The organism is Alteromonas sp. AWJ4_197 (assembly GCF_056160285.1).
Window position 1 is genome coordinate 247,495 of the sequence record NZ_JBSWWW010000007.1, and the last position, 22,242, is coordinate 269,736.

Below are 22,242 nucleotides of genomic sequence, written 5' to 3' on the forward strand. Positions count from 1 at the left end.
ACCCGGTTTACTGGTTTCTGTCACTACGGCTTCCTTTGTCTTAATAGATATTGATTATGAATGAATACGACAATTTTGGCGTTTCGTTTAAGGCTCATTCATATTTGCCATAAGTATAATAATTAGTGTTCAACTTGATTTTATTGTCTCCGAAAGGGATCATAGACAAGTTTTTTGACTTATCTGCTATAATCAAAGGGTTTTGTAACGCTATCACCGCGATTACGTATGAACCAAATTGTTAGCGAGCAAGTATATCTGCTTGCGATTGCTAAATAAATGATAAGCAAATAGCACGACATAAAATATTTACTCATCTAAGTAAAACAAAGAACCAGAGGAACACACATGCATAAAACACGTCTAAGCTGTGCCATCGTTGCAGCGCTGGCAGCATCTCCGGTGCACGCCCAGGAAGCACAAAGCAAAGCGAAGATCGAAACCATTGAGGTAACGGCAACCAAACGTAGTGAATCTATACAGGATGTACCGGTCGCGGTCAGCGCGCTTGATGGAAAAGCATTGGAAAACCTTGGCATTGACAGCTTCCAGGATTACGTTGAATTCTTACCTAACGTGGTATTCCAGGGTACAGGCCCGGGTCAGAATGAAATTTATATCCGTGGTGCTGCAACCACACAATCAAATATCATGTTGTCATCTGTTCAGGCACTGCAACCTTCAGTTGCTTTTTACCTGGACGAACAGCCGGTATCTATGGCCGGCCGTAACCTCGACATTTACGCAACTGACATCCAGCGCGTAGAAGTACTGCCCGGTCCTCAGGGGACACTGTTCGGCGCAAGCTCGCAGGCAGGTACGGTGAGAATGATCACCGCGAAACCTGATCACTCAGGTTTTTCTGCCGGTGTTGATACGAATATCGGTTTCACCAAGGGCGGTGAGATGAGCAATGCGGTTGAAGCTTACTTCAACATGCCTCTGACTGATGACCTGGCTGTTCGTGTTGCTGCATATAACGACAGACAGGGCGGTTGGATTGACAACGTGCTGAATGAGCCGGGTAACGGTGGCTACATCGGCAGTGCACAGGTGATCAGCCGTATTTCCGGTGGTGTATTAACTAACCCCGCAGGCATGGATGCAAACCGTATTACTAATCCTGAGATCACGTCTCCGGTGGATGCTGACGTAGTGTCACCGCGAAACGACTCGCTGGTTGAAGACGATTTCAACGATGCAGTTTATGCCGGTGCCCGTTTTGGTCTGTCTTACCACATCAATGATGACTGGGATCTGCTGGTACAGCACACACAGCAAACGTTAGAAACAGAAGGTGTGTTTGCATACGATCCGAATCTGGAAGGTGAAAGTTCCACTAACCGTTTCCAGCCTGAAGAGAACCAGGATGAATTCGGCCTGACGACGTGGACACTGGAAGGCCGTCTGCAAAAGCTGGATGTGGTGTATACCGGTGGTTACCTCGACCGTGAAATCGATACCCTTGCAGACTACACCGGTTACACCAACGGCGGTTTATTCTCAGCGTACTATGTATGCAGTTATGATAGCTCTGATGCAAACAGCGAAGACCGTTGTCTTGACCCTACCAAGTTCTACCGTGAAGACACCACTTCAACCCGTATGACCCATGAGCTGCGTTTCAATACCACCATGGATGAGCCATGGCGTGTTACTGCCGGTCTGTTCTATGACGATCAGGAAGTGGCGACTGTTGGTCAGTTTAACATTGCCAGTACTGAGTTATTCCCGGATATGGCAAGGAATCTGGTAGGTAATGAAGGCATTAACAGTGATGGCGGCCCGTTCCCGGCTGATATCAGCTTCGTTAACGACATCACTCATACCATTGAGCAGGTAGCAGTGTTCGGTCAGTTTGAATACGATATTACTGATACCCTGACCGCCAGTGTCGGTGCCCGCTGGTACCAGATTGACGACGAGTATAAAGGCTCTACAACCACCGTAGATGTTTCAAGACGTATCCGTGCATTCGGCACAATGGATGATGCTGAATTAGCCGCAGTGGGACTGGATCCTGCTTTGGTTAATGAAGCTATTCAAAGCGGTCAGCTGGAAGTGGATCTGCTGGATTCTGACGGCGTACTTACCGTTGATGATACTATCTGGAAATTCTCACTGGACTGGAAGATGACAGACGGCATCTTACTGTTTGCTAACTATTCAGAAGGTTTCCGCCCGCCGGTAACTAACCGTGTTGGTGGTGGTCTGGCATCTAACCAGTCCGGTAAGTTCGAGAACTTCCGTATTCCTGTTTACTCTACAACGGATACGCTGGACAACTATGAACTTGGTCTGAAAGGGGATTTCTTTGACGGACTGGTACGTGTGAATGCAACTGCGTACTATTCTGAAATCACCGATCTGCAAACTTCACGTTTTGATCCGACCAATATCTCGTTCCTGGTATTCACCGACAACGTGGGTGATGCTGAGATCCGTGGTCTTGATGCCGATATTACCTGGCTTGCCGGTGATGATCTGATCATCAGCAGTGCATTCAGCTTACTGGATACTGAGCTGACCCGCGTAAACTCTGAACTTGTAGGTATTTCTGCCGGTGTCGGTTCTGAACTGCCTTACTCTGCGAAGTTCTCAGGAAACGTGAACGCCCGTTATTTCTTTGAATTACAGGGTGACAAGCGCGGTTACGTGAATGCTTCTGTGAGCTACACCGGTGACAGACTTGCCGGTATGGTGATGGATGCCTACGTAATGGAAGATGCCACGCAACTTATCTACGGCACAGGCTCAGGTCTTAAAATCGAAGATGAAGCCGCAGTGTATGAAGGCGTAACCTATGCAGACAGCAACGGCGGGACGTTCCGTGGCGGCCGTTATGTACAGGAAGCCTATGTACTGACAAATCTTGCGGTGGGTGTGACCAATGATGAGTGGAAAGCTGAATTGTATATAGACAATGTATTTGATGAGAATGCTATTTTGAACATCGATACGCAGCAATTCACGCCGAAAGTGGTAACTAACCGTCCGCGTACCATTGGCGTGCGTTTGTCATACGATTACTATTAAGTTATCCGTTGCGTAATTAATTACGTTAATATTGAAACGGCAAGCCTTTGCGGGCTTGCCGTTTTTTCGTTGTTTAATGCAGGATTAACATGACCCGTTCCGTTCAGTCTCGTCTAAATGAAGCCAAAAAAGCCCTGATGCAGTCTCAGTTCGCGCAGGCAGTGTCGTTATGCAAAGAATGTTTGTCGGGAAATGACAATACCCTGACAGACCGTGAATGCCTGTATCTGATGGCTGTGGCTTTACGAATGGCAAAAGAGCCGGCGCAGGCCCTTCCCGTACTGGACAGATTACTGACAGCTTTTCCGGATTATGGCCGGGGATATCAGGAGCAGGGGTATTGTTTTAAAGCGCTGCAGAAAGGCCGGGAGATGGCCGCTGCGTTTTACCGTGCTACACGATTTAATCCGGCTCTGCTGACTGCCTGGCGGGAGCTGGAACAGGTATACCGCCAGACCGGTAACACCGACGCACTGGCACTGGCAGGACAACATATTCAGTCTTTATCGTCACTGCCAAAACCACTGTTGGGGGCCATGGATTTACTCCATGAAGGGCAGTTACAAAAAGCAGAACAAATTTGCAGGGACTTTCTGAAACAACATAAACATCATCCCGATGCCATGATGTTACTTGCGGAAGCCGGCATGCAACTGAAGGTCTATCATGATGCAGAATTCCTGCTGGAAAGTTGTGCAGAACTGTATCCGGATAATGAAGCTGCAGCAACTGCGTATCAAAGTGTACTGGGTAAGCTGGGTAAGTTTCCCCGTGCCGTTGAATTTGCCCGCGGGCGTCTGGCACGTCAGCCGGATAATTTTCAGGCAGCCGTCGCCCTTGCCCATGCTCTCACCGGCACCGGGGAGGTAGATGAGGCACTGACTTTATACCGCACACTGCTTGATAAAAACAGCAGGCGACCGGCGTTATGGGTACAGTATGGCCATGCGCTGAAGGCCTCAGGCGACGCCGCTGCCGCTGTGGCCGCCTACGAAAAAGCAGCAGAGATAGCGCCTGATTTTGGTGATGCTTACTGGAGCCTGGCGAATACTAAAACGTATAGCTTTTCAGCTTCGCTGACAGACAGGATGAAAGCGGCAGCAGAGAATGAAAATACTGCGCTGGAAGATAAAATTCATCTGTATTTTGCGCTGGGTAAAGCCAGTGAAGACGATAAAGCGTTTGATGATGCTTTCCGTTATTACGATAACGGTAATCAGTTGAAGCGCCAGACACTCCGTTTCGATATTTCCCGTACTGAACAGGCGATGGCGTCACAGCAGTCCGCCTGCAATGCGCCTTTGTTTGAGCACGCAAAAGGCTGTGATGCTCCTGATCCGATTTTCATCGTGGGTTTACCCCGCGCCGGTTCTACACTACTGGAACAAATTCTGGCCTCTCACTCTATGGTCGACGGTACGATGGAACTGCATGATATTCTGGGGATCGCATCAGGGCTCAGCCATCAGGCGGTGCCTTATCCGCAAAACTTGTCATCCCTCACAGATGAGCAATGCAAAAAGCTGGGAGAGCAGTATATTGCTCAAACCCGTGCATACCGCCGTGGTGCCCCATTTTTTATTGATAAGATGCCCAACAATTTTATTCATACCGGACTTATCAAACGCATTCTGCCCAATGCCAAAATCATTGATGCCAGACGGGATGCTGTGGCTTGCTGTTTCAGCGGGTTTAAGCAGCTTTTCGGCGAAGGACAGGAGTTCAGTTATTCACTGAATGACATCGGACGTTATTACAATGCTTACCGGAAGCTGATGGACCACTGGCATGAAGTGTTGCCTGGACAAATTCTTACGGTGCAGCACGAAGATGTGATTGACGATCTTGAAGGGCAGGTCAGACGCATGCTGGACTTTTGCGGATTACCTTTTGAAGAGGCCTGCCTGAACTTCCATCAGACGAAGCGGGTGATTAAAACCCCCAGCTCAGAGCAGGTAAGACAACCGATTTACCGTTCCGGCATGACGCAATGGAAAGGCTTTGAACCTTACCTTGCGCCACTGTTTTCGGTACTGGACGGGGAGTCTGAAGCTTAGTATTTCTTCCGTTGCAGGCCGGTTTCAGCAAGAATTTTCGCGGAAATTTCTTCTACGGAATAGCGGGTTGAATTCAAAAACGGAATGCGCTCGCGACGATAAAGGTTTTCTACTTCCCGAAGTTCCATACGACACTGCTGCAGTGACGCGTAGCGGCTGTTGGCCCTGCGCTCAGAACGGATCTGACTGAGCCTTTCCGGGTGGATAGTAAGGCCGAACAGCTTCTGTTTATAACGGCGCAGTGCGGGGGGCATTTTCAGCATGTCCCCCATGTCTTCCTCAGTGAAGGGATAATTGGCCGCTTTGATGCCGTATTGAAGCGCCAGATACAGGCTGGTGGGTGTTTTACCGGAGCGGGAAACACCCACTAATATAATGTCTGCTTCTTCGTAGTTTTTGATGTTGGAACCATCATCATTGGCCAGTGCATAGTTCACCGCTTCAATGCGAATATCATAGGTTTTTTCGTGAATACTGTGGGTACGGTGTTTTTCCGGTTTTGACGGTACACCGAGCACTTTTTCGACAGGCGCAACGAATTGATCGAGAAAATTATAATTAATACCCACTGAACGGGAGATAATTTTGCGCACATCGACATTCACAATTGTATAAAAAACGAGCGGCCTTTCTCCCGTATCTTGAAAACTTTCAGAAATTTTCTCCAGGACCTTGTAGGCCTGTTCCTCGGTTTCAACGAAGGGAATCGTGGTGTGATTAAACTGTATAGGGAACAGAGACAGTAAGGCGTGGCCGAAGACCTCAGCAGTGATGGCTGTACCATCTGAAATGTAGTATGCGGTACGCAAAACAAATCCTTAACATTGTTGTAATTTTATTACGGAATACAGAAAGATTTTACTTTCGATTTTTCACCATTCTAAGATGAAACCGTCGAAAAGCCAGCATGCTATGAACAGGTTGGCACTAACCTCGGCGAATATCGCAAAGTTTCGTGATAAACATTTCGTAACACAGGTTGCGTAAATTAGCGGAACTGACAAGTTTAATAAAGCTGGAGGCTTTGGCCGTGCAAGAATACGTACTTTGGTACCAGGAATTGGGGATGCATGATGTAGGTCGCGTTGGCGGCAAGAATGCATCTTTAGGTGAAATGATTTCTAATTTGGCAAATGCAGGTGTGCAGGTGCCGGGCGGTTTTGCTACAACTGCAGATGCATTTAACGAGTTTCTTGAGCAAAGTGGTCTTGAAGCACGGATCCATGATGTACTGGATACCCTGGATGTTGACGATGTAACAGCACTGGCTGAAGCAGGTAAAAACATCCGTCAGTGGATCATCGACACGCCGTTCCAGCCCGCGCTGGAAACTGCAATTCAGGAAGCATTTGCAACGTTACAGGGCGATGCCGGTGATGAGGCGTCGTTTGCAGTCCGCTCTTCCGCAACAGCAGAAGATATGCCAGATGCGTCTTTCGCAGGGCAGCAGGAAACTTTCCTTAACGTGAAAGGTTACGATGCGGTGCTGGTGGCCATCAAGCACGTATTTGCCTCACTGTTTAACGACCGTGCCATTTCCTATCGTGTTCACCAGGGCTACGACCATAAAGGGGTTGCACTGTCTGCCGGTGTACAACGCATGGTACGAAGCGACATCGCGTCTTCCGGTGTTATGTTCACCATTGATACAGAATCAGGCTTCGATGATGTGGTATTTGTGACCAGTTCATTTGGTCTTGGTGAAATGGTGGTGCAGGGCGCCGTTAACCCTGACGAATTCTATGTACACAAGCCTACGCTGGCCAATGGCAACCCGGCTATCCTGCGCCGTAATCTGGGCAGCAAGCTGACAAAAATGATTTATTCTGCAGATGAGTCTCATGGCAAGCAGGTATCTATTGTTGATATCGACAAAGCCGACAGTCTGCGCTTCTCGCTGACTGACGATGAAGTACAGGAACTGGCTAAGCAGGCTGTAATCATCGAAAAGCACTATCAGCGTCCTATGGACATCGAATGGGCTAAAGACGGTACAGACGGTAAGTTGTACATTGTTCAGGCCCGTCCTGAAACTGTACGCAGCCGCGAAGACAGTCAGACAATTGAACGTTTCCACCTCAAAGATAAGAGCAGCATCGTTTGTGAAGGCCGTGCTATCGGTCACAAGATTGGTGCCGGCGAAGCGAAAGTGCTTGGCTCAATTGAAGAGATGGACAAGATTCAGCCCGGTGATGTGCTGGTCACTGACATGACGGATCCTGACTGGGAACCCATCATGAAAAAAGCCTCTGCCATTGTAACTAACCGTGGTGGCCGTACTTGTCACGCCGCAATCATTGCCCGTGAATTAGGTATTCCGGCAGTGGTAGGGTGTGGAAATGCCACAGATTCTATCGCCACCGGCGACAAAATCACGGTTTCTTGTGCGGAAGGTGATACAGGTTACATCTACAGTTCTGAGCTGGAATTTGATGTGGTGACTTCCCGCATTGATGCCATGCCGGATTTGTCACTGAAAGTGATGATGAACGTAGGTAACCCTGACCGTGCATTTGATTTCGCCCGCCTGCCAAGTGCCGGTGTGGGTCTGGCCCGCCTTGAATTCATTATTAACCGCATGATTGGGGTTCACCCTAAAGCCTTGCTGAATTTCGACAGCCAGCCTGAAGAGTTGAAAGAAGAAATCAGTGAAATGATTGCCGGTTACGAGTCACCCCGTGAATTCTACATCCAGAAACTGGTAGAAGGCATTGCCAGCATCGGTGCTGCATTCTCGCCGAAGAAAGTGATTGTTCGTATGTCTGACTTCAAGTCGAACGAATACTTCAACCTGGTCGGTGGTTACCAGTACGAGCCGGATGAAGAAAACCCGATGCTGGGCTTCCGTGGTGCCAGCCGTTACATCTCAGACGATTTCCGCGATTGCTTTGCGCTGGAGTGTGAAGCCATCAAGCGCGTTCGTAATGTAATGGGACTGACCAACGTTGAAATTATGATCCCTTTCGTCCGTACACTGGAAGAAGGTCGTCAGGTTATCGAAATCCTGGCTGAAAATGGTCTTAAGCAGGGCGACAACGGTCTGCGGGTTATCATGATGTGTGAACTGCCGTCCAACGCATTGCTGGCTGACCAGTTCCTGGATATCTTCGATGGTTTCTCCATCGGTTCAAACGATATGACACAGCTTGCGCTGGGTCTTGACCGCGACTCAGGCTTGATTGCTCATCTGTTCGACGAGCGTGACCCTGCCGTGAAGGCGTTGCTCTCTATGGCAATCCGTTCGGCAAAAGCCCGTGGCAAATACGTAGGTATTTGTGGTCAGGGACCATCGGATCATGATGATTTCGCTGCATGGCTGGTGGAAGAAGGTATCGATTCTGTGTCACTGAACCCGGATACTGTGGTAGAAACCTGGTTATACCTGGCAGAAAATCACGGATAAGCTATAGTTAGCTTGTAGTTTAAGGAAAGCGGGCCCATCCCAACCAGCCCGCTCAGACACAAAAGCCGCTTAAAGCGGCTTTTTTATTGGCTGTTCTTCAGCGTGATTTACGGGCCAGCTTGCGGGAAAGTAGGAAAGTATCGAGCTTGCGGGCACCCCGCTGCATGCTGCCCTGTACCACCTTAAGCCACACACGGGCTTTTGGTATGTCGTAACTGAGTACAACCAGACCGGCCAGGATCAGCAGTGTTGAACCGGGAATAATGGTCAGTACAACGCCGGCAACGGCGAGCAGGGCACCAAGTGTAATTCGGATTGCTTTTATCATCATAAGTCCGGTTTTTCTCCAATGCTGACAGACTACTTTATTTACAGCAAAAACCAAGAGAATTGATGTAAGTAAGTGTAAACGCCCCTGCTGATAGCGATAGTGATAACTATCAAGCCGGGAATAATGACGAAAAATGGCGTTTGTGGTAGTTTACGAAACAGGAAAGCATTAAAAACACCATTAAAAAAGAAGTGAAGTATGACAGAGCAAACAACGCCGCAAATCTCAGAACAACAACGTCAGCAGTGGCTGAATGAGCAATTTAAAAAAGCAACGAAATATCTGGCAGAAAACGGAGTTGTGGTATCCACCGTTGATGATGCAGCCAGCCGGTATCTTTATCCGTTATGGGCAGTTCTGAAAGTGAAAGCGATGGACGGTGCAGCATTCTGGGTACTGAGTGGTGACTTACCGGTAGATTTTATCTCCGCAGGTAATGCAGCGAACGGTCGTGATGCATTACGCCACTTTGTTATGAGCTGGCAGCTAAAAGCTGAAAACATTCAGCGCTCGGGGATCACTGATCAGACTCAGCTGCAGTTTGCAGCCATTATGCAAAACCGTGCAGAGCAACTGTATAAGTTTGTTGAGAAAGATGAAATTTGGGGTTCTGTCTGAGCTGCCGGGTCTTGAGTAAGACGGAGACTTTTAAGTCTTAAAGTCTCCGCTCAATGGCATTCCTGCACGTCCGGTAGCCTGAAACGGTTGATAGGGCAAAACATACGCTGACGGGGAATGCCCGCTTCCATGAATACCGGGCCTTCCGGTGTGTAACCCCGGGCTTTATGCTCATCCACACTAGCCAGATTACAAACCACTTTCACCTGATCCACTCTGGCTGTTTTGCCCAGTTTGATTAAAGAACGGAACAGAATTTTATACACATCCAGCGTGCGGTAAGCATGCAGCACGGCGATCCGGCCAATTTCACCGTCTCTGGTAATTCTGCCGGTGGCAACCGGCTGATGATTTTCGTCTGAAACAAGGATGTGCAGGGCGTCAGGATCCCTGTCGTCGAATTCTGCCTGTCGCGGAATACGCCACTCCACAACAAATACCTGTTCGCGAAGTTCTGTAAGTCGATTTTTACCGCTCATCCAATCAACATTTTCGATTTGAAAACGCATGATTCAAGCTCTGAGTTGCCTGTACGCTGCGGGACTTTCTTCATGAAATACGCAGCGAGCCAAAAGGACTAGTTCCTTAGTTCCCAGTAACCTTTATTGATCAGTATAGACAAAAGTTGAATCATCGCAATGTCATCTGCGTCAGCAACATGGTGTTCCGGCGGATACGGCTGGCCTGCGAGAACGGGCAGTAATAACGGTTTTAATGAGGACGGAGCACTGAATCTTTCACCATTAACATAAAACGCAAACTCTTCATCTGCCTGATTTTCACTGTATACCGGCTTGCAGCCGGGCGCACGGAAAACAGCACATCCTGTTTCAACCGCTTCAGTGATTTCAGCAAGGGTATAGGGCTCTCCCGGCACGTTTTCCGGCAGGTGCTGAGCGCTCAAAATACTGAGCAATCCATCCTGACCCTGGTCAGATTGCAGGTAATCAATCATTAGCTGTTGTAAACCTGATAACGCATCATTGCTTACCATGGAGGGATGTTCCTGCGGCAACAGGTGCGGGTCGCTGTATCGTCGTGGTGTAACACCGGCTACTGACGGCGCTGCCGCAAGATGGTCTGCCAGTTGTTGCAGTAAATCGTTCTGATCAGGGGCACGGAAGCCAATGGAATAAGTGAGGCAGTCTTCCAGTGCAGTACCTTCGTGGGCCCAGCCCGGAGGGATATAAAGAATATCACCGGGCTTTAGTACCACATCGATGTCGGGGTTAAAAGAGGCAACCTGTTGTAAATCTTTGTGCGGGCGGCACACTTCAGCATTGTCTGGAGGCGCAACGCGCCAGCGGCGGGAACCTTTACCCTGAATAAGAAAAACATCGTACTGATCGGTATGTGCACCCACGCCGGCCCCTTCTACAGCGAAACTTATCATTACGTCATCCATTCGCCAGTAGGGAATAAAGCTGAACAGCGACATTAATTCGTCCACGTCATCACTGTAACGGTCTGTCGCCTGTACGAGCAACGACCATTTGCCGTTGCATACCTGGTCGAAATCTTCAAACGGGCCGTGGGCAACGTCCCACTTGTCACCGGTCCGGCTGACGATGCGGCTGTCGATGTCAGCTTCCATCGCCATGCCGGCGAGGTCATGTTCATCAAGGGGATCATCGAAATCAATAATGCCGCTGCGGATAACTAACGGGGCTTTTTGCCAGTAAGTGGCGAGAAACTGATCAGTTTTAAAATCAGTATTTAAGGTGTACATAAATAGTTAATCTTTTTGTAATCGCAATGAATGGGCAACCAGGTTGTCGCCGACGACAAAGCTGTTAGAGAATTCAAATTGAGAGGCACCGGCATCGACAAGTTGTCCCCGGGTTCTGGCGCACACGGTGATTGAGCCGGGCTGACTGGCCTGTTCAAGCCTTGCAGCGCGGTTCACCGTTTTTCCCCAGATATCAAAATGGGGTTTATGGGCACCGATTATCCCGCCTGTGACAGAGCCGGTTGCGATTCCTATCCGGATATTACAGCCAAGGTCTTTTTCTTTTGCCAGTTCATGAAAGCTTTCTAAAATTGCGCTGGCAAAGGTACACAGTGTCACCGCAGTATTCTCCTGAATATATTCAGGTACAGTAATGGTGGAGGGGATACCGGTAGCGGCCATGTATTCATCGCCGTTGGTTTTTACCTTTTCAATACCCAGGCGCAGGGCGTGGGCATCGAAAAGGCGGTAGAGATCGTCCAGAATAGCAACAATGCCAATGTCATCGTATTTTTCGCTGAGCTTGGTATAACCCTGAAGGTCTGCGAAAAGTACTGAAACATTGGTGATTTTTTCTGTGTGCCCTAAGGGCCAGTGTTTGCTCTTATCGTCCGGCGCTGCGGGCAACATGCTTTTCAGCAAGGTTGTGTTGCGGCGTTCAGACAACAACAAGGCTTCTGCCTGCTTTTCAATTTTATCCCTGACCAGCCTGAGCATGACCAGACCGCCGGAAACCAGAATGATGGCATTAGACAGGCGCAATGTGGCCCAGGTATGGGTTTCACTGAATACAATTACGCCTTCCACGATGATGTACAACAGGCCGTAGGTATATTCAGCAAAGCGGCGTTGTTGCTGTTCGCTGCGGGGAAAAATAAAGCCGCTGGTGATCATACCGACCAGCAGGAGCTGTTGTAATCCCGTGTCTTTTTCCCACATCAGTGATAGTAGCGTGATGAGGGTCATACAACTGGTGACAAAAATAAACCGCGCGCGATCTGCGGCATCCGGTTGATTACGGTAAGTCAGTGCGAGGGTGCTGCTGAACAGGAGTGCATGAGTGGCGATAAGCAACAGAATCGACACTGAATAGTCTTCAAGAATAAAAACAACAATCAGTGTATAGGCAGCCAGACCGGCTAAAACCGCAAGTGATAATGTCCGTACCAGTGAAAGCATTGAAACACTGGTTTTGCTAGCATGTGAATTCACAAGTATCCTGAAAAGAAGAAGGGCTGCACAGCAGCCCTAATATTCATACCGGTGACTAAATAGTATACCGTGACATTTATTCCGGCAACTGATCAACAAGGCGAATTGCATCACCGATGTAGTTAGCAGGAGACAAGTTTTTCAGTTCTGCTTTCACTGCGTCAGGCAGAGCCAGCCCGTCGATGAATTCAGCCATGACTTCTGCATTGACTTTCTTACCACGGGTCAGCTCTTTGAGCTTCTCGTAAGGCTTTTCAATGCCGTAACGACGCATAACGGTTTGTACCGGCTCAGCCAGCAGTTCCCAGTTGTTGTCCAGTTCAGCAAGCAGGCTGGCTTCGTTAACTTCCAGTTTGCTGATCCCCTTCAGGGTCGCCTGATAAGCAATAACCGCATAACCCACACCAACACCCAGATTACGCAGAACTGTAGAGTCAGTCAGGTCGCGCTGCCAGCGTGATACAGGCAGTTTGGCAGCCAGGTGGTCGAAAATTGCGTTTGCCAGACCCAGATTACCTTCTGAGTTTTCAAAGTCGATTGGATTGACTTTGTGTGGCATGGTAGAAGAACCGATCTCACCGGCAATGGTTTTTTGCTTGAAGTGACCGAGCGCAATATAGCCCCAGACGTCACGGTCAAAATCCAGCACGATGGTGTTGAAACGGGCCACGGCATCAAACAGCTCAGCAATGTAATCGTGAGGTTCGATTTGTGTGGTGTACGGGTTCCATGTCAGGCCCAGGCTGGTAACAAATTTTTCTGACAAGGCGTGCCAGTCAGTATCTGCATACGCAGACAGGTGAGCATTATAGTTGCCCACTGCACCGTTGATTTTACCCAGCAGAGTGACCGCAGCAATCTGGTCGCGCTGACGGTGTAAACGCATGGCAACGTTCGCCATTTCTTTACCCATAGTCGTAGGCGATGCAGGCTGGCCGTGAGTACGGGCCATCATCGGAATGGTTTTGTATTCCTTCGCCAGACGGGTAAGTTCACTGATCAGCTTATCGCAATAAGGCAGAAGCACGGTGTCACGGGCTTCAGTCAACATCAGGCCGTGAGACAGGTTGTTGATGTCTTCTGAGGTACACGCAAAGTGAATGAATTCACTGATAGCGTTTAGTTCGCTGTTGCCTTCTACTTTTTCTTTTAAGAAGTACTCAACTGCCTTCACATCGTGATTCGTTGTGCGCTCAATCTCTTTAATGCGTATTGCATCATCAACAGAAAAAGAAGCAACAATGTCGTTCAGCAGTGCGTGGGATTCATCGCTAAAAGCAGGAACTTCAGAAATTGATGCCTGTTCAGACAGCATTTGTAACCATCTTACTTCTACCTGAACACGGTATTTCAATAAGCCGTATTCACTGAAAATGCTGCGCAGCTCTGCACTTTTACTTGCATAGCGGCCATCGACAGGGGAAATTGCGGTTAACTGAGTCAGTTCCACCTTTAGCTCCTAAACTAATTGATTAATCTCAGTGCAAGGGTTGCACTGTGTAAAATTTGTTTGCGGTTAAAGAGTATCTGGCGGCGCCGGCCGCCCATTTGCCGCCACATGACGGCAGCACGCACACCCGCTAACAGCAGGGCACGGACCCGCTGCTGGTTAAGGGGGCGGCTTAAATGTTCTGTATTGCCGGCTACCTGAATTTTCGGTGCCAGCGGGCTGATAATATCACTGTAAATACTGGCCAGGGAGGCAATGATCTGACTGTTGTCAAAATCTACATGTGCCAGCTGTCGCTGAACGTGGGAAATACGCTGGCTCAATTCATTCAGGGCTGCCGGTTTGGCGCTGAGTTTTCTTTCCAGACCAAGCAGGCTGGCAACATAACGGGTGAGTTCGGCATCTTTATGACTGCTGCGGCCGGAGAGCTGGGAGACAATGCTCTGATAACCCATCTTCAAATTGCTTAACTGCCCGAAAACATGTTGTGGTGATTCGGGGTCGGTTACCAGGATACTCGACAGGCTGGCCTCACAGGCTTCGGTATCCACTGTGCCTGCGCGTGCGACTTTTTGCACCAGTGCTGCGGCCTGACAAACGCCTGCCAGCGCAATATGTTGCTCTATTTTAGGATCCAGCATCACCGTATGTAACTCTCAATGATTCCGCCACCCAGACAGACTTCTTCCTGATAAAACACCGCAGACTGGCCGGGCGTCACGGCTTTTTGCGGCTCATCGAAGAGCACTTCTATCAAATCATCATTTAGCGGACGGATAGTGCAGGGGATGTCTGTCTGACGGTAACGGGTTTTAACGACGGCACGCACCGTTTCAGTTACAGGGGTTCTGTCTACCCAGTGCAGTTGCCGGGCGATCAGTCCTTTGGAATACAGCCGGGGATGATCAGCACCCTGACCGACGATGAGCACATTACGTTCAACGTCTTTGTCTACCACGTACCACGGATCGTCACCATGAGCCGCCAGACCACCAATGTGTAAACCTTTTCTCTGACCCAGTGTGTGATACATCAGGCCTTCGTGTTCGCCGATAACTTCGCCTTCAGCGGTTTCGATAACACCCGGCTGTGCAGGAAGATATTTAGACAGGAAGTCTTTAAATTTACGCTCACCGATAAAACATATGCCGGTGGAGTCTTTTTTGTCAGCCGTTACCAGTCCCTGCTCTTCAGCGATTTCACGGACACGGGGCTTTTCCAGTTCGCCAACAGGGAACAACGTTTTAGCGACATGTTCTTCGCCCAGCGTATAAAGGAAATAACTCTGATCTTTATTACCATCCAGGCCACGTAACATTTGCCAGTGACCGTCTTTCTCACGGCGGCGAACATAGTGGCCGGTAGCAATGTAATCTGCACCTAAGTCTTCAGCTGCAAATTCCAGGAAGGCTTTAAATTTAATTTCTTTATTACACATAATGTCCGGGTTGGGCGTTCTGCCGGCTTTGTACTCTTCCAGAAAGTACTCAAATACATTATCCCAGTACTCAGCGGCGAAATTGATCGTGTGTAATTCAATGCCCAGTTTATCAGCCACGGCCTGTGCATCAGCTAAATCTTCTGCAGCTGCACAATATTCGTCGTTGTCATCTTCTTCCCAGTTTTTCATGAAAAGTCCCTCTACCTGATAACCCTGCTGCTGCAAGAGATACGCAGAAACAGAAGAATCTACACCGCCGGACATACCGACAATGACTTTTTGAGATGCAGGTGAAGGTGTTGAATTTGATGACATATTAACTCTTAGTGGATTTCCAATTTATCTGGCTGACTCAGGGTCGCGGATTCTACCAGAATTATCTGGCTATGGCACGGCAGTAACCCGGCAATTCAGCTATAACTTGTGCCTTTTTGTAAAAAGTATAGAAGCCTGCTGCTATTGCACAATTGCCGGTACGGATTTTCCTCAGGCTCTGTCAATGACAAATTACTGGATTTGCAGGTATTCGCCGTTAGCAATGCCATCAATGGTCCAGTTGCCGATGCGGTACCGGATCAGTCTGAGCGTCGGGAATCCCACGTGGGCTGTCATCCGTCTGACCTGACGGTTTTTGCCTTCGGTAAGGGTCACCGATAACCAGCTGGTGGGAATGTGCTGCCGGAACCTCACTGGCGGATTGCGCGGCCACAGTGCCGGTTCATCCATGCGGTGTACTTTTGCCGGCCGCGTAAGGCCGTCTTTCAGTTCCACACCATCACACAGCTGTTGTATGGCCTCATCTGTGGGCTCTCCCTCAACCTGCACCCAGTAGGTTTTACTGGTTTTGGCTTTAGGATTTGCCAGACGGTGCTGCAGTTTGCCATCGTCAGTGAGTACCAGTAACCCTTCGGAATCTCTGTCGAGCCTGCCGGCTGCATACACGCCGGGAACGGGAATGAAGTCTTTCAGGGTTTGTCTGCCTTCCTGATCGGTAAACTGTGTCAGTACGTTGAATGGCTTATTGAACAGCAGAATTTTGCCCGCCGGCATTTGTCACTCCCGGAAAATAGTCAGAACCGGTGCGCATGCTACCGCAAAAATGCCGGCGGGGCGGACTGTCAGTGTCACTTTTTTGAAGAAAAAAAACGAAATTGCAAAAAAAGATCAGGAAATTGACAAAAATTAGATTGATCTTCACGCTTAAGACAATGGTATGACTTGTAACTCCTACGTTCGACCCTATACTATTGAGCGCGGTAATTTCGGCAGGACAGGGTGCGTCTGCAAGGCGGGCCCGCAAAAATGACGAATTGGGTGTAGTGTTCGTGGGCGAGAGGACATTACACAGTGATCTGTAAACTACAGATATAGACCAGACTGAAAGGTTATTTCAGTAATCGTGATCAGAATCTTACGATATTACCGGAATGCCCTGCATATTATAGCGATTCCACGCGGGGTTAATGGAATAAATCAGGTAGCTCTTTACCGACAACTTTGAGGTATATAATGACCAAAGCTAAGTCGACTATCATCTACACAAAAACAGATGAAGCGCCAATGCTGGCGACTTACTCTTTACTGCCAATCATTGAGAAATTTGCTAAATCTGCTGACATCGACATCGAGTTAAGCGATATTTCACTGGCTGCGCGTATTCTCGCCAACTTCCCGGATTACCTGAACGACGATCAAAAAGTGCCTGATGCACTGACTGACCTGGGTGAAAAAACGCAGGATCCAGAAGCAAACATCATTAAACTGCCTAACATCAGTGCATCTATTCCCCAATTGCGTGCAGCAATCAAAGAATTAAACGCCAAAGGCTATAACGTTCCTCCGTTCCCTGAAGATCCTAAAACGGACGAAGAAAAAGACATTCGTGAGCGTTACGGAAAAGTACTGGGTTCTGCTGTTAACCCGGTTCTGCGTGAAGGTAACTCAGACCGCCGTGCACCTACAGCGGTTAAAAACTTCGCGAAGAAACACCCGCATTCAATGGGTGAGTGGAGCCAGGCTTCACGCTCTCACGTTGCGCACATGCGCGGCGGTGATTTCTACTCAAGTGAGAAATCTACTACTGTTGAGAAAGACGGCTACGTAAGCATCGAATTTACCGGTAAAGACGGTAGCAAGAAAACCCTGAAGCCACGTGTAGATCTGCTGGCGGGTGAAGTTATCGACGGTATGTTCATGAGCAAGAAAGCCCTGTGCAAATTCTTCGAAGAACAAATCGAAGATGCGAAGCAAACCGGCATTCTGTTTTCACTGCACGTGAAAGCGACCATGATGAAGGTGTCTCACCCCATCGTATTCGGTCACTGTGTAAAAGTGTTTTATAAAGAACTGTTCGATAAGCACGGCGAACTGTTTAAAGAACTGGGTGTTAACCCTAACAATGGTTTAGGCAGCGTTTATGACAAAATCGCTTCTCTGCCGGAATCACAGCGTTCTGAAATCGAAAAAGACATCAACGCCTGTTACGCTGACCGTCCGCCTATGGCAATGGTTAACTCAGACAAAGGTATTTCTAACCTGCACGTGCCTTCAGACGTTATCGTTGACGCGTCTATGCCTGCAATGATCCGTAACAGCGGTCAGATGTGGGGACCAGATGGTAAGGCGCACGACACTAAAGCGGTTATTCCTGAGTCTACTTACGCGACTATCTATCAGGAAGTGATTAACTTCTGTAAGACCCACGGTGCATTTGATCCTACTACCATGGGTACAGTGCCTAACGTTGGTCTGATGGCGCAAAAAGCGGAAGAGTACGGTTCACACGATAAGACCTTTGAACTGGAAGCTGACGGTACTGTGCAAATCATCGATCAGGACGGAAATGTGCTGATTGAGCACAATGTTGAAGAAGGCGATATCTGGCGTATGTGTCAGGCGAAAGACGCGCCGATTCAGGATTGGGTTAAACTGGCCGTTACCCGTGCACGTAACTCTGGCATGCCGGCAGTATTCTGGCTGGACGATGAGCGTGCCCACGATGCACAGCTGATCAAGAAAGTTGAGAAGTACCTGAAAGACCATGACACGAATGGTCTGGAAATCCACATCATGTCACCTGTACGCGCGATTCGTTTCTCAATGGAACGTGCAATCCGCGGCCTGGACACCATCTCTGTAACAGGTAACGTTCTGCGTGACTACCTGACTGACCTGTTCCCGATTCTGGAACTGGGTACCAGTGCGAAGATGCTGTCTATCGTGCCTCTGATGGCTGGTGGTGGTCTGTACGAGACCGGTGCGGGTGGTTCTGCACCTAAGCACATTCAGCAGTTCGTTGAAGAAGGTCACTTACGCTGGGATTCACTGGGTGAGTTCCTTGCACTGGCAGTGTCTCTTGAAGAGCTGGCTATCAAGCACAGCAACTCTAAAGCGAAAGCACTGGCGGTTGCCCTTGATAAAGCGACTGAGAAGTTGCTGAACACCGGTAAGTCACCTGAGCGTAAAGTGGGTCAGCTGGATAACCGTGGCAGCCATGTATGGCTGGCGCTGTACTGGGCTGAAGCACTGACTGAGCAGACTGAAGATAAAGAGCTGGCTGAACTGTTCAAGCCAACTCTGGAAGCGATGACTGCGAACATCGACAAAATCATCGAAGAAATCGATGCGTCTCAGGGTCAGCCACAGGATATCGGCGGTTACTACTTCCCTGACGAAGACAAGCTGTATGCAGCGATGTCTCCAAGCAAAACGCTGCAGGAGTCCCTGTCTAAGTAAGCGTTTAAGCAAGAACCAAAAAACCCGGCTTTCGCCGGGTTTTTTATTTGGTAGCGGTAAATTTGAAGACACCGCTGAAAATGGCGCATAAAAAAGGCCTTCTACCGACTGCCGAATCGCAGTAAAAAGCCCTTTGAGATGCTTTTTTGAATTTTAACGTTCAGGTTCTTCGACAACACCAATGTTTTCTGCGTGAAGGCCCTTAGGACCCTGCTGTACATCAAACGTTACTTCCTGGCCTGCCTTGAGAGAACGATATCCATCCATCTGAATGGTGGAGTAGTGGGCAAAAATGTCCTCTCCGCCGTCTTCAGGAACGATAAATCCAAATCCTTTAGCATTGTTAAACCATTTAACTTTACCAACCGCCATACATCGACTTCCTCTTAATCCTTGAACTCATAATACTATGCCCCCACAATATAAATATGAGGAGCACGATGGCTATGCGCGTCACTCGCATGGCCATAGTTAAAACTGTAGATATTTTAACCATTGAATGTCAAGCGTAAATTAAAGATTATTTATTTACAAAAAAATCGGCTAATCTGCGCTAAGGCACTATTATTGTACTATGAGTAAAGACAACGCGATCAGTATAGACAGAGAAAAAGAGAGGCTTGCGGAGCGACAGAAGACGCAGCCGCCGCCAATGTATAAAGTGTTGTTGAACAACGACGATTACACGCCGATGGACTTCGTGGTCGAAGTACTCATGCATTTTTTTAATATGGATGCTGAGAAGGCCAATCAGACTATGCTCACCGTACATTATCAGGGACGTGCTGTGTGTGGCATATTTACTGCAGAGATTGCAGAAACCAAAGTGATGCAGGTCAATCAGTATGCGCGTAAGCATCAACACCCGCTTATGTGCACCATGGAACAGGCATAGGTCTATTAACAGAGGGCGAGCGATATGTTGAATAAAGAGTTAGAGCAAACGCTGAACGAAGCTTTCGTGTTTGCCAGAGAACATCGTCACGAATTCATGACGGTAGAGCATCTGTTGCTGGCGCTGATGGATAATTCTGCCGCCCGGGACGCACTTAAAGCGTGTGGTGCCAATATCGAGCAAATCAAAAGCGAGCTTATCGAGTTTGTTAAAGATACCACGCCACTCATCATGGATGAGCAGGCAAATGACCGTGAGACGCAGCCAACTTTAGGTTTCCAGCGTGTACTTCAGCGCGCGGTTTTTCATGTGCAGTCATCAGGCAAAGACGAAGTCACCGGCGCGAACGTGCTGGTGGCTATTTTCTCCGAGCAGGAATCTCAGGCGGTTTATATTCTCAAACGTGCTGACGTCACCCGTCTTGATGTGGTGAATTACATCAGTCACGGTGTCAGTAAAAATGAAGATGAAAGTCCTGCCGGTGCTGAAAGTCAGGAAGAGACAGCAGAGGGCGAAGAGTCCGGTTCTGCACTGAGCAAATATTCTACTGATCTGAACCGTCAGGCGAAGGACGGAAAAATTGACCCGTTAATCGGACGTGATGCGGAAGTTGAGCGTACAATTCAAATTCTGTGTCGTCGCCGTAAAAACAACCCGCTGCTGGTGGGTGAAGCCGGCGTAGGTAAAACGGCTATTGCGGAAGGTTTAGCTTACCGCATCGTTAACGATGACGTGCCGGACGTGATTGCTGACAGTACGGTGTATTCTCTGGACTTAGGCGGCTTGCTGGCCGGTACCAAGTATCGCGGTGACTTTGAGAAACGGTTAAAAGCCATTCTTAAAGAACTCAGCAAAGACGAAAACGCCATTTTATTTATTGATGAAATTCATACGATCATCGGTGCCGGTGCGGCATCCGGTGGTGTGATGGATGCATCTAATTTGCTGAAGCCAAAACTGAGTTCCGGTGAATTGCGTTGCATCGGTTCTACCACCTATCAGGAATACCAGGGCATTTTTGAAAAAGACAGGGCACTTGCACGTCGCTTCCAGAAAGTCGACGTGGTGGAGCCTTCAGTGAGCGATACGACCAAGATCCTGCTGGGTCTGAAGTCCCGCTACGAAGAGCACCATAGCGTTCGTTTTACCCAGAAAGCACTTCAGGCTGCTGCAGAGCTGTCTGCCAAGTACATCAACGAACGCCATTTGCCGGACAAAGCCATTGACGTCATGGACGAAGCAGGCGCCAGCCAGCGTTTGTTGCCGGTGTCCCGCCGTAAGAAAACCATCAATGTGGCTGATATCGAGCAAATCATCGCAAAGATGGCCCGGATCCCTGAGAAGTCCGTGTCTGCCTCCGACCGTCAGGCGCTGAAACATCTTGGCCGTGACCTGAAAATGGTGGTATTTGGTCAGGACAAAGCCATTGAGACGCTGACAGACGCGATTCACTTATCCCGTGCCGGTCTGGGCAGTGAAGAGAAGCCTATCGGCAGTTTCCTGTTCGCCGGTCCTACCGGTGTAGGTAAGACGGAAGTCACACAGCAGCTGGCAAAAATCATGGGTGTGGAGCTTATTCGTTTCGATATGTCGGAATATATGGAGCGCCACGCGGTAAGCCGTTTAATCGGTGCGCCTCCGGGATATGTCGGTTTCGATCAGGGCGGTCTGCTTACCGATGCAGTCATTAAAAACCCGTATTCGGTAGTACTGCTGGATGAAATCGAAAAAGCCCACAGTGATATTTACAATATTCTGCTGCAGGTCATGGATCACGGTACGCTGACGGATAACAACGGCCGTAAGGTTGATTTCCGTAATGTGGTACTGGTCATGACCACCAATGCCGGTGTGCAGGAAACCGTACGTAAATCTATCGGCTTCCAGCAACAGGATCACAGTCATGATGCCATGTCGGAAATCAACAAGGTGTTTACCCCTGAGTTCCGTAACCGTCTTGACGGTATTATCTGGTTCAATCACCTTGGCACCGACGTTATTCTGCAAGTGGTCGATAAGTTCCTGGTGGAACTGGAAGCGCAGCTGGATACCAAAGGTGTTACCTTTGAAGTCACGCCGGCTGCAAGGGCGTATCTTGCTGAGAAAGGTTACGATAAATCTATGGGCGCACGGCCTATGTCACGCCTTATAAAAGAGGAAGTGAAGAAAGAGCTGGCTAACGAACTGTTGTTCGGAGAGTTGAGCAAAGGTGGCAGTGTGAAAGTCGATTTGGGTGAAAACAAACTGGAGTTCTCTTTCTCCGGTGCGGAAACCCGGAATGAAGAGGCGGAATCCAACTAAGGATTTCGCACTCAACCCAACTTAAAAACAAAAA

The 22,242-nt window shown here is 48.8% G+C and carries 17 protein-coding genes; 7 read left to right on the forward strand and 10 right to left on the reverse strand.

Annotation, left to right across the window (positions count from 1 at the left end; all coding sequences use genetic code 11):
* Window positions 1-348: 348 nt before the first annotated feature.
* Window positions 349-3,036, forward strand: a complete 2,688-nt coding sequence (locus tag ACXAGC_RS17025; protein WP_474845701.1) for a TonB-dependent receptor — start codon at window positions 349-351, stop codon at window positions 3,034-3,036.
* 89 nt (window positions 3,037-3,125) lie between these two features.
* Window positions 3,126-5,093 (forward strand): tetratricopeptide repeat-containing sulfotransferase family protein, encoded by a 1,968-nt coding sequence (locus tag ACXAGC_RS17030; protein WP_474845703.1) that lies wholly within the window; start codon window positions 3,126-3,128, stop codon window positions 5,091-5,093.
* On the opposite strand, the gene ppsR is transcribed toward ACXAGC_RS17030, so the two are convergent.
* Window positions 5,090-5,902 carry a posphoenolpyruvate synthetase regulatory kinase/phosphorylase PpsR gene (gene ppsR / locus ACXAGC_RS17035; protein ID WP_119501065.1) on the reverse strand — a complete coding sequence of 271 codons (813 nt, stop codon included), beginning with the start codon at window positions 5,900-5,902 and terminating at the stop codon, window positions 5,090-5,092. The two genes, ACXAGC_RS17030 and ppsR, sit on opposite strands and share 4 nt — an antisense overlap.
* A 221-nt stretch (window positions 5,903-6,123) precedes the next feature.
* On the opposite strand from ppsR, the gene ppsA reads away from it, so the two are divergent.
* Window positions 6,124-8,496 carry a phosphoenolpyruvate synthase gene (gene ppsA / locus ACXAGC_RS17040; RefSeq protein WP_474845705.1) on the forward strand — a complete coding sequence of 791 codons (2,373 nt, stop codon included), beginning with the start codon at window positions 6,124-6,126 and terminating at the stop codon, window positions 8,494-8,496.
* Between the two features lie 97 nt (window positions 8,497-8,593).
* On the opposite strand, the gene ACXAGC_RS17045 is transcribed toward ppsA, so the two are convergent.
* Complete coding sequence (locus ACXAGC_RS17045; protein ID WP_442858445.1) at window positions 8,594-8,827, reverse strand: PGPGW domain-containing protein; 234 nt, start codon at window positions 8,825-8,827, stop codon at window positions 8,594-8,596.
* 198 nt (window positions 8,828-9,025) lie between these two features.
* Here ACXAGC_RS17045 and ACXAGC_RS17050 point away from each other — a divergent pair, with 198 nt between their 5' ends.
* The gene (locus tag ACXAGC_RS17050; RefSeq protein ID WP_474845707.1) at window positions 9,026-9,445 is read left to right on the forward strand and encodes a DUF4826 family protein; all 420 of its coding nucleotides are present in this window, start codon (window positions 9,026-9,028) and stop codon (window positions 9,443-9,445) included.
* A 50-nt stretch (window positions 9,446-9,495) separates the two neighbouring features.
* On the opposite strand, the gene ACXAGC_RS17055 is transcribed toward ACXAGC_RS17050, so the two are convergent.
* The 7 genes from ACXAGC_RS17055 to ACXAGC_RS17085 all read right to left on the reverse strand — a co-directional run bounded on the left by ACXAGC_RS17055 (window position 9,496) and on the right by ACXAGC_RS17085 (window position 16,327).
* Entirely contained in the window at window positions 9,496-9,954 is a 459-nt protein-coding gene (locus ACXAGC_RS17055) for a GNAT family N-acetyltransferase (RefSeq protein WP_119501068.1), read from the reverse strand.
* A 68-nt stretch (window positions 9,955-10,022) separates the two neighbouring features.
* Window positions 10,023-11,174 carry a JmjC domain-containing protein gene (locus ACXAGC_RS17060; protein ID WP_474845709.1) on the reverse strand — a complete coding sequence of 384 codons (1,152 nt, stop codon included), beginning with the start codon at window positions 11,172-11,174 and terminating at the stop codon, window positions 10,023-10,025.
* A gap of 6 nt (window positions 11,175-11,180) precedes the next feature.
* Window positions 11,181-12,386: an adenylate/guanylate cyclase domain-containing protein gene (locus ACXAGC_RS17065; RefSeq protein WP_474845711.1), complete on the reverse strand. Its 1,206-nt coding sequence runs from the start codon at window positions 12,384-12,386 to the stop codon at window positions 11,181-11,183.
* A 76-nt stretch (window positions 12,387-12,462) separates the two neighbouring features.
* Window positions 12,463-13,836, reverse strand: coding sequence for an adenylosuccinate lyase (gene purB, locus ACXAGC_RS17070; protein WP_474845713.1), 1,374 nt, complete (start codon window positions 13,834-13,836; stop codon window positions 12,463-12,465).
* Window positions 13,837-13,850: 14 nt separating this feature from the next.
* A complete protein-coding gene (gene hflD, locus ACXAGC_RS17075; protein WP_119501072.1) occupies window positions 13,851-14,477 on the reverse strand; it encodes a high frequency lysogenization protein HflD in 627 nt (208 codons plus the stop codon).
* Entirely contained in the window at window positions 14,477-15,592 is a 1,116-nt protein-coding gene (gene mnmA, locus ACXAGC_RS17080) for a tRNA 2-thiouridine(34) synthase MnmA (RefSeq protein ID WP_303574287.1), read from the reverse strand. Before mnmA ends, hflD begins: the two co-directional genes overlap by 1 nt.
* A gap of 192 nt (window positions 15,593-15,784) precedes the next feature.
* Window positions 15,785-16,327 (reverse strand): rRNA large subunit pseudouridine synthase E, encoded by a 543-nt coding sequence (locus tag ACXAGC_RS17085; protein ID WP_119501074.1) that lies wholly within the window; start codon window positions 16,325-16,327, stop codon window positions 15,785-15,787.
* A 459-nt stretch (window positions 16,328-16,786) separates the two neighbouring features.
* Between ACXAGC_RS17085 and ACXAGC_RS17090 the strand changes: the two genes are divergently transcribed.
* Complete coding sequence (locus ACXAGC_RS17090) at window positions 16,787-19,012, forward strand: NADP-dependent isocitrate dehydrogenase (protein WP_474845716.1); 2,226 nt, start codon at window positions 16,787-16,789, stop codon at window positions 19,010-19,012.
* A 153-nt stretch (window positions 19,013-19,165) separates the two neighbouring features.
* On the opposite strand, the gene cspD is transcribed toward ACXAGC_RS17090, so the two are convergent.
* Window positions 19,166-19,384, reverse strand: coding sequence for a cold shock domain-containing protein CspD (gene cspD / locus ACXAGC_RS17095; protein WP_119501076.1), 219 nt, complete (start codon window positions 19,382-19,384; stop codon window positions 19,166-19,168).
* Window positions 19,385-19,586: 202 nt separating this feature from the next.
* Here cspD and clpS point away from each other — a divergent pair, with 202 nt between their 5' ends.
* Both clpS and clpA read left to right on the forward strand, forming a co-directional pair.
* Window positions 19,587-19,907 (forward strand): ATP-dependent Clp protease adapter ClpS, encoded by a 321-nt coding sequence (clpS, locus tag ACXAGC_RS17100; protein WP_119501077.1) that lies wholly within the window; start codon window positions 19,587-19,589, stop codon window positions 19,905-19,907.
* A gap of 24 nt (window positions 19,908-19,931) precedes the next feature.
* On the forward strand, window positions 19,932-22,208 hold the full coding sequence (clpA, locus tag ACXAGC_RS17105) for an ATP-dependent Clp protease ATP-binding subunit ClpA (RefSeq protein WP_119501078.1): 2,277 nt from the start codon (window positions 19,932-19,934) through the stop codon (window positions 22,206-22,208).
* The last annotated feature ends 34 nt before the right edge of the window (window positions 22,209-22,242 follow it).

Bases quoted from the DNA above. Each gene is read 5' to 3' on its own strand.
- ACXAGC_RS17025 (WP_474845701.1), top strand. From the start codon at position 349: ATGCATAAAACACGTCTAAGCTGTGCCATCGTTGCAGCGCTGGCAGCA.
- ACXAGC_RS17030 (WP_474845703.1), top strand. From the start codon at position 3,126: ATGACCCGTTCCGTTCAGTCTCGTCTAAATGAAGCCAAAAAAGCCCTG.
- ACXAGC_RS17045 (WP_442858445.1), bottom strand. From the start codon at position 8,827: ATGATGATAAAAGCAATCCGAATTACACTTGGTGCCCTGCTCGCCGTT.
- ACXAGC_RS17050 (WP_474845707.1), top strand. From the start codon at position 9,026: ATGACAGAGCAAACAACGCCGCAAATCTCAGAACAACAACGTCAGCAG.
- ACXAGC_RS17055 (WP_119501068.1), bottom strand. From the start codon at position 9,954: ATGCGTTTTCAAATCGAAAATGTTGATTGGATGAGCGGTAAAAATCGA.
- ACXAGC_RS17060 (WP_474845709.1), bottom strand. From the start codon at position 11,174: ATGTACACCTTAAATACTGATTTTAAAACTGATCAGTTTCTCGCCACT.
- hflD (WP_119501072.1), bottom strand. From the start codon at position 14,477: ATGCTGGATCCTAAAATAGAGCAACATATTGCGCTGGCAGGCGTTTGT.
- mnmA (WP_303574287.1), bottom strand. From the start codon at position 15,592: ATGTCATCAAATTCAACACCTTCACCTGCATCTCAAAAAGTCATTGTC.
- ACXAGC_RS17085 (WP_119501074.1), bottom strand. From the start codon at position 16,327: ATGCCGGCGGGCAAAATTCTGCTGTTCAATAAGCCATTCAACGTACTG.
- ACXAGC_RS17090 (WP_474845716.1), top strand. From the start codon at position 16,787: ATGACCAAAGCTAAGTCGACTATCATCTACACAAAAACAGATGAAGCG.
- cspD (WP_119501076.1), bottom strand. From the start codon at position 19,384: ATGGCGGTTGGTAAAGTTAAATGGTTTAACAATGCTAAAGGATTTGGA.
- clpS (WP_119501077.1), top strand. From the start codon at position 19,587: ATGAGTAAAGACAACGCGATCAGTATAGACAGAGAAAAAGAGAGGCTT.
- clpA (WP_119501078.1), top strand. From the start codon at position 19,932: ATGTTGAATAAAGAGTTAGAGCAAACGCTGAACGAAGCTTTCGTGTTT.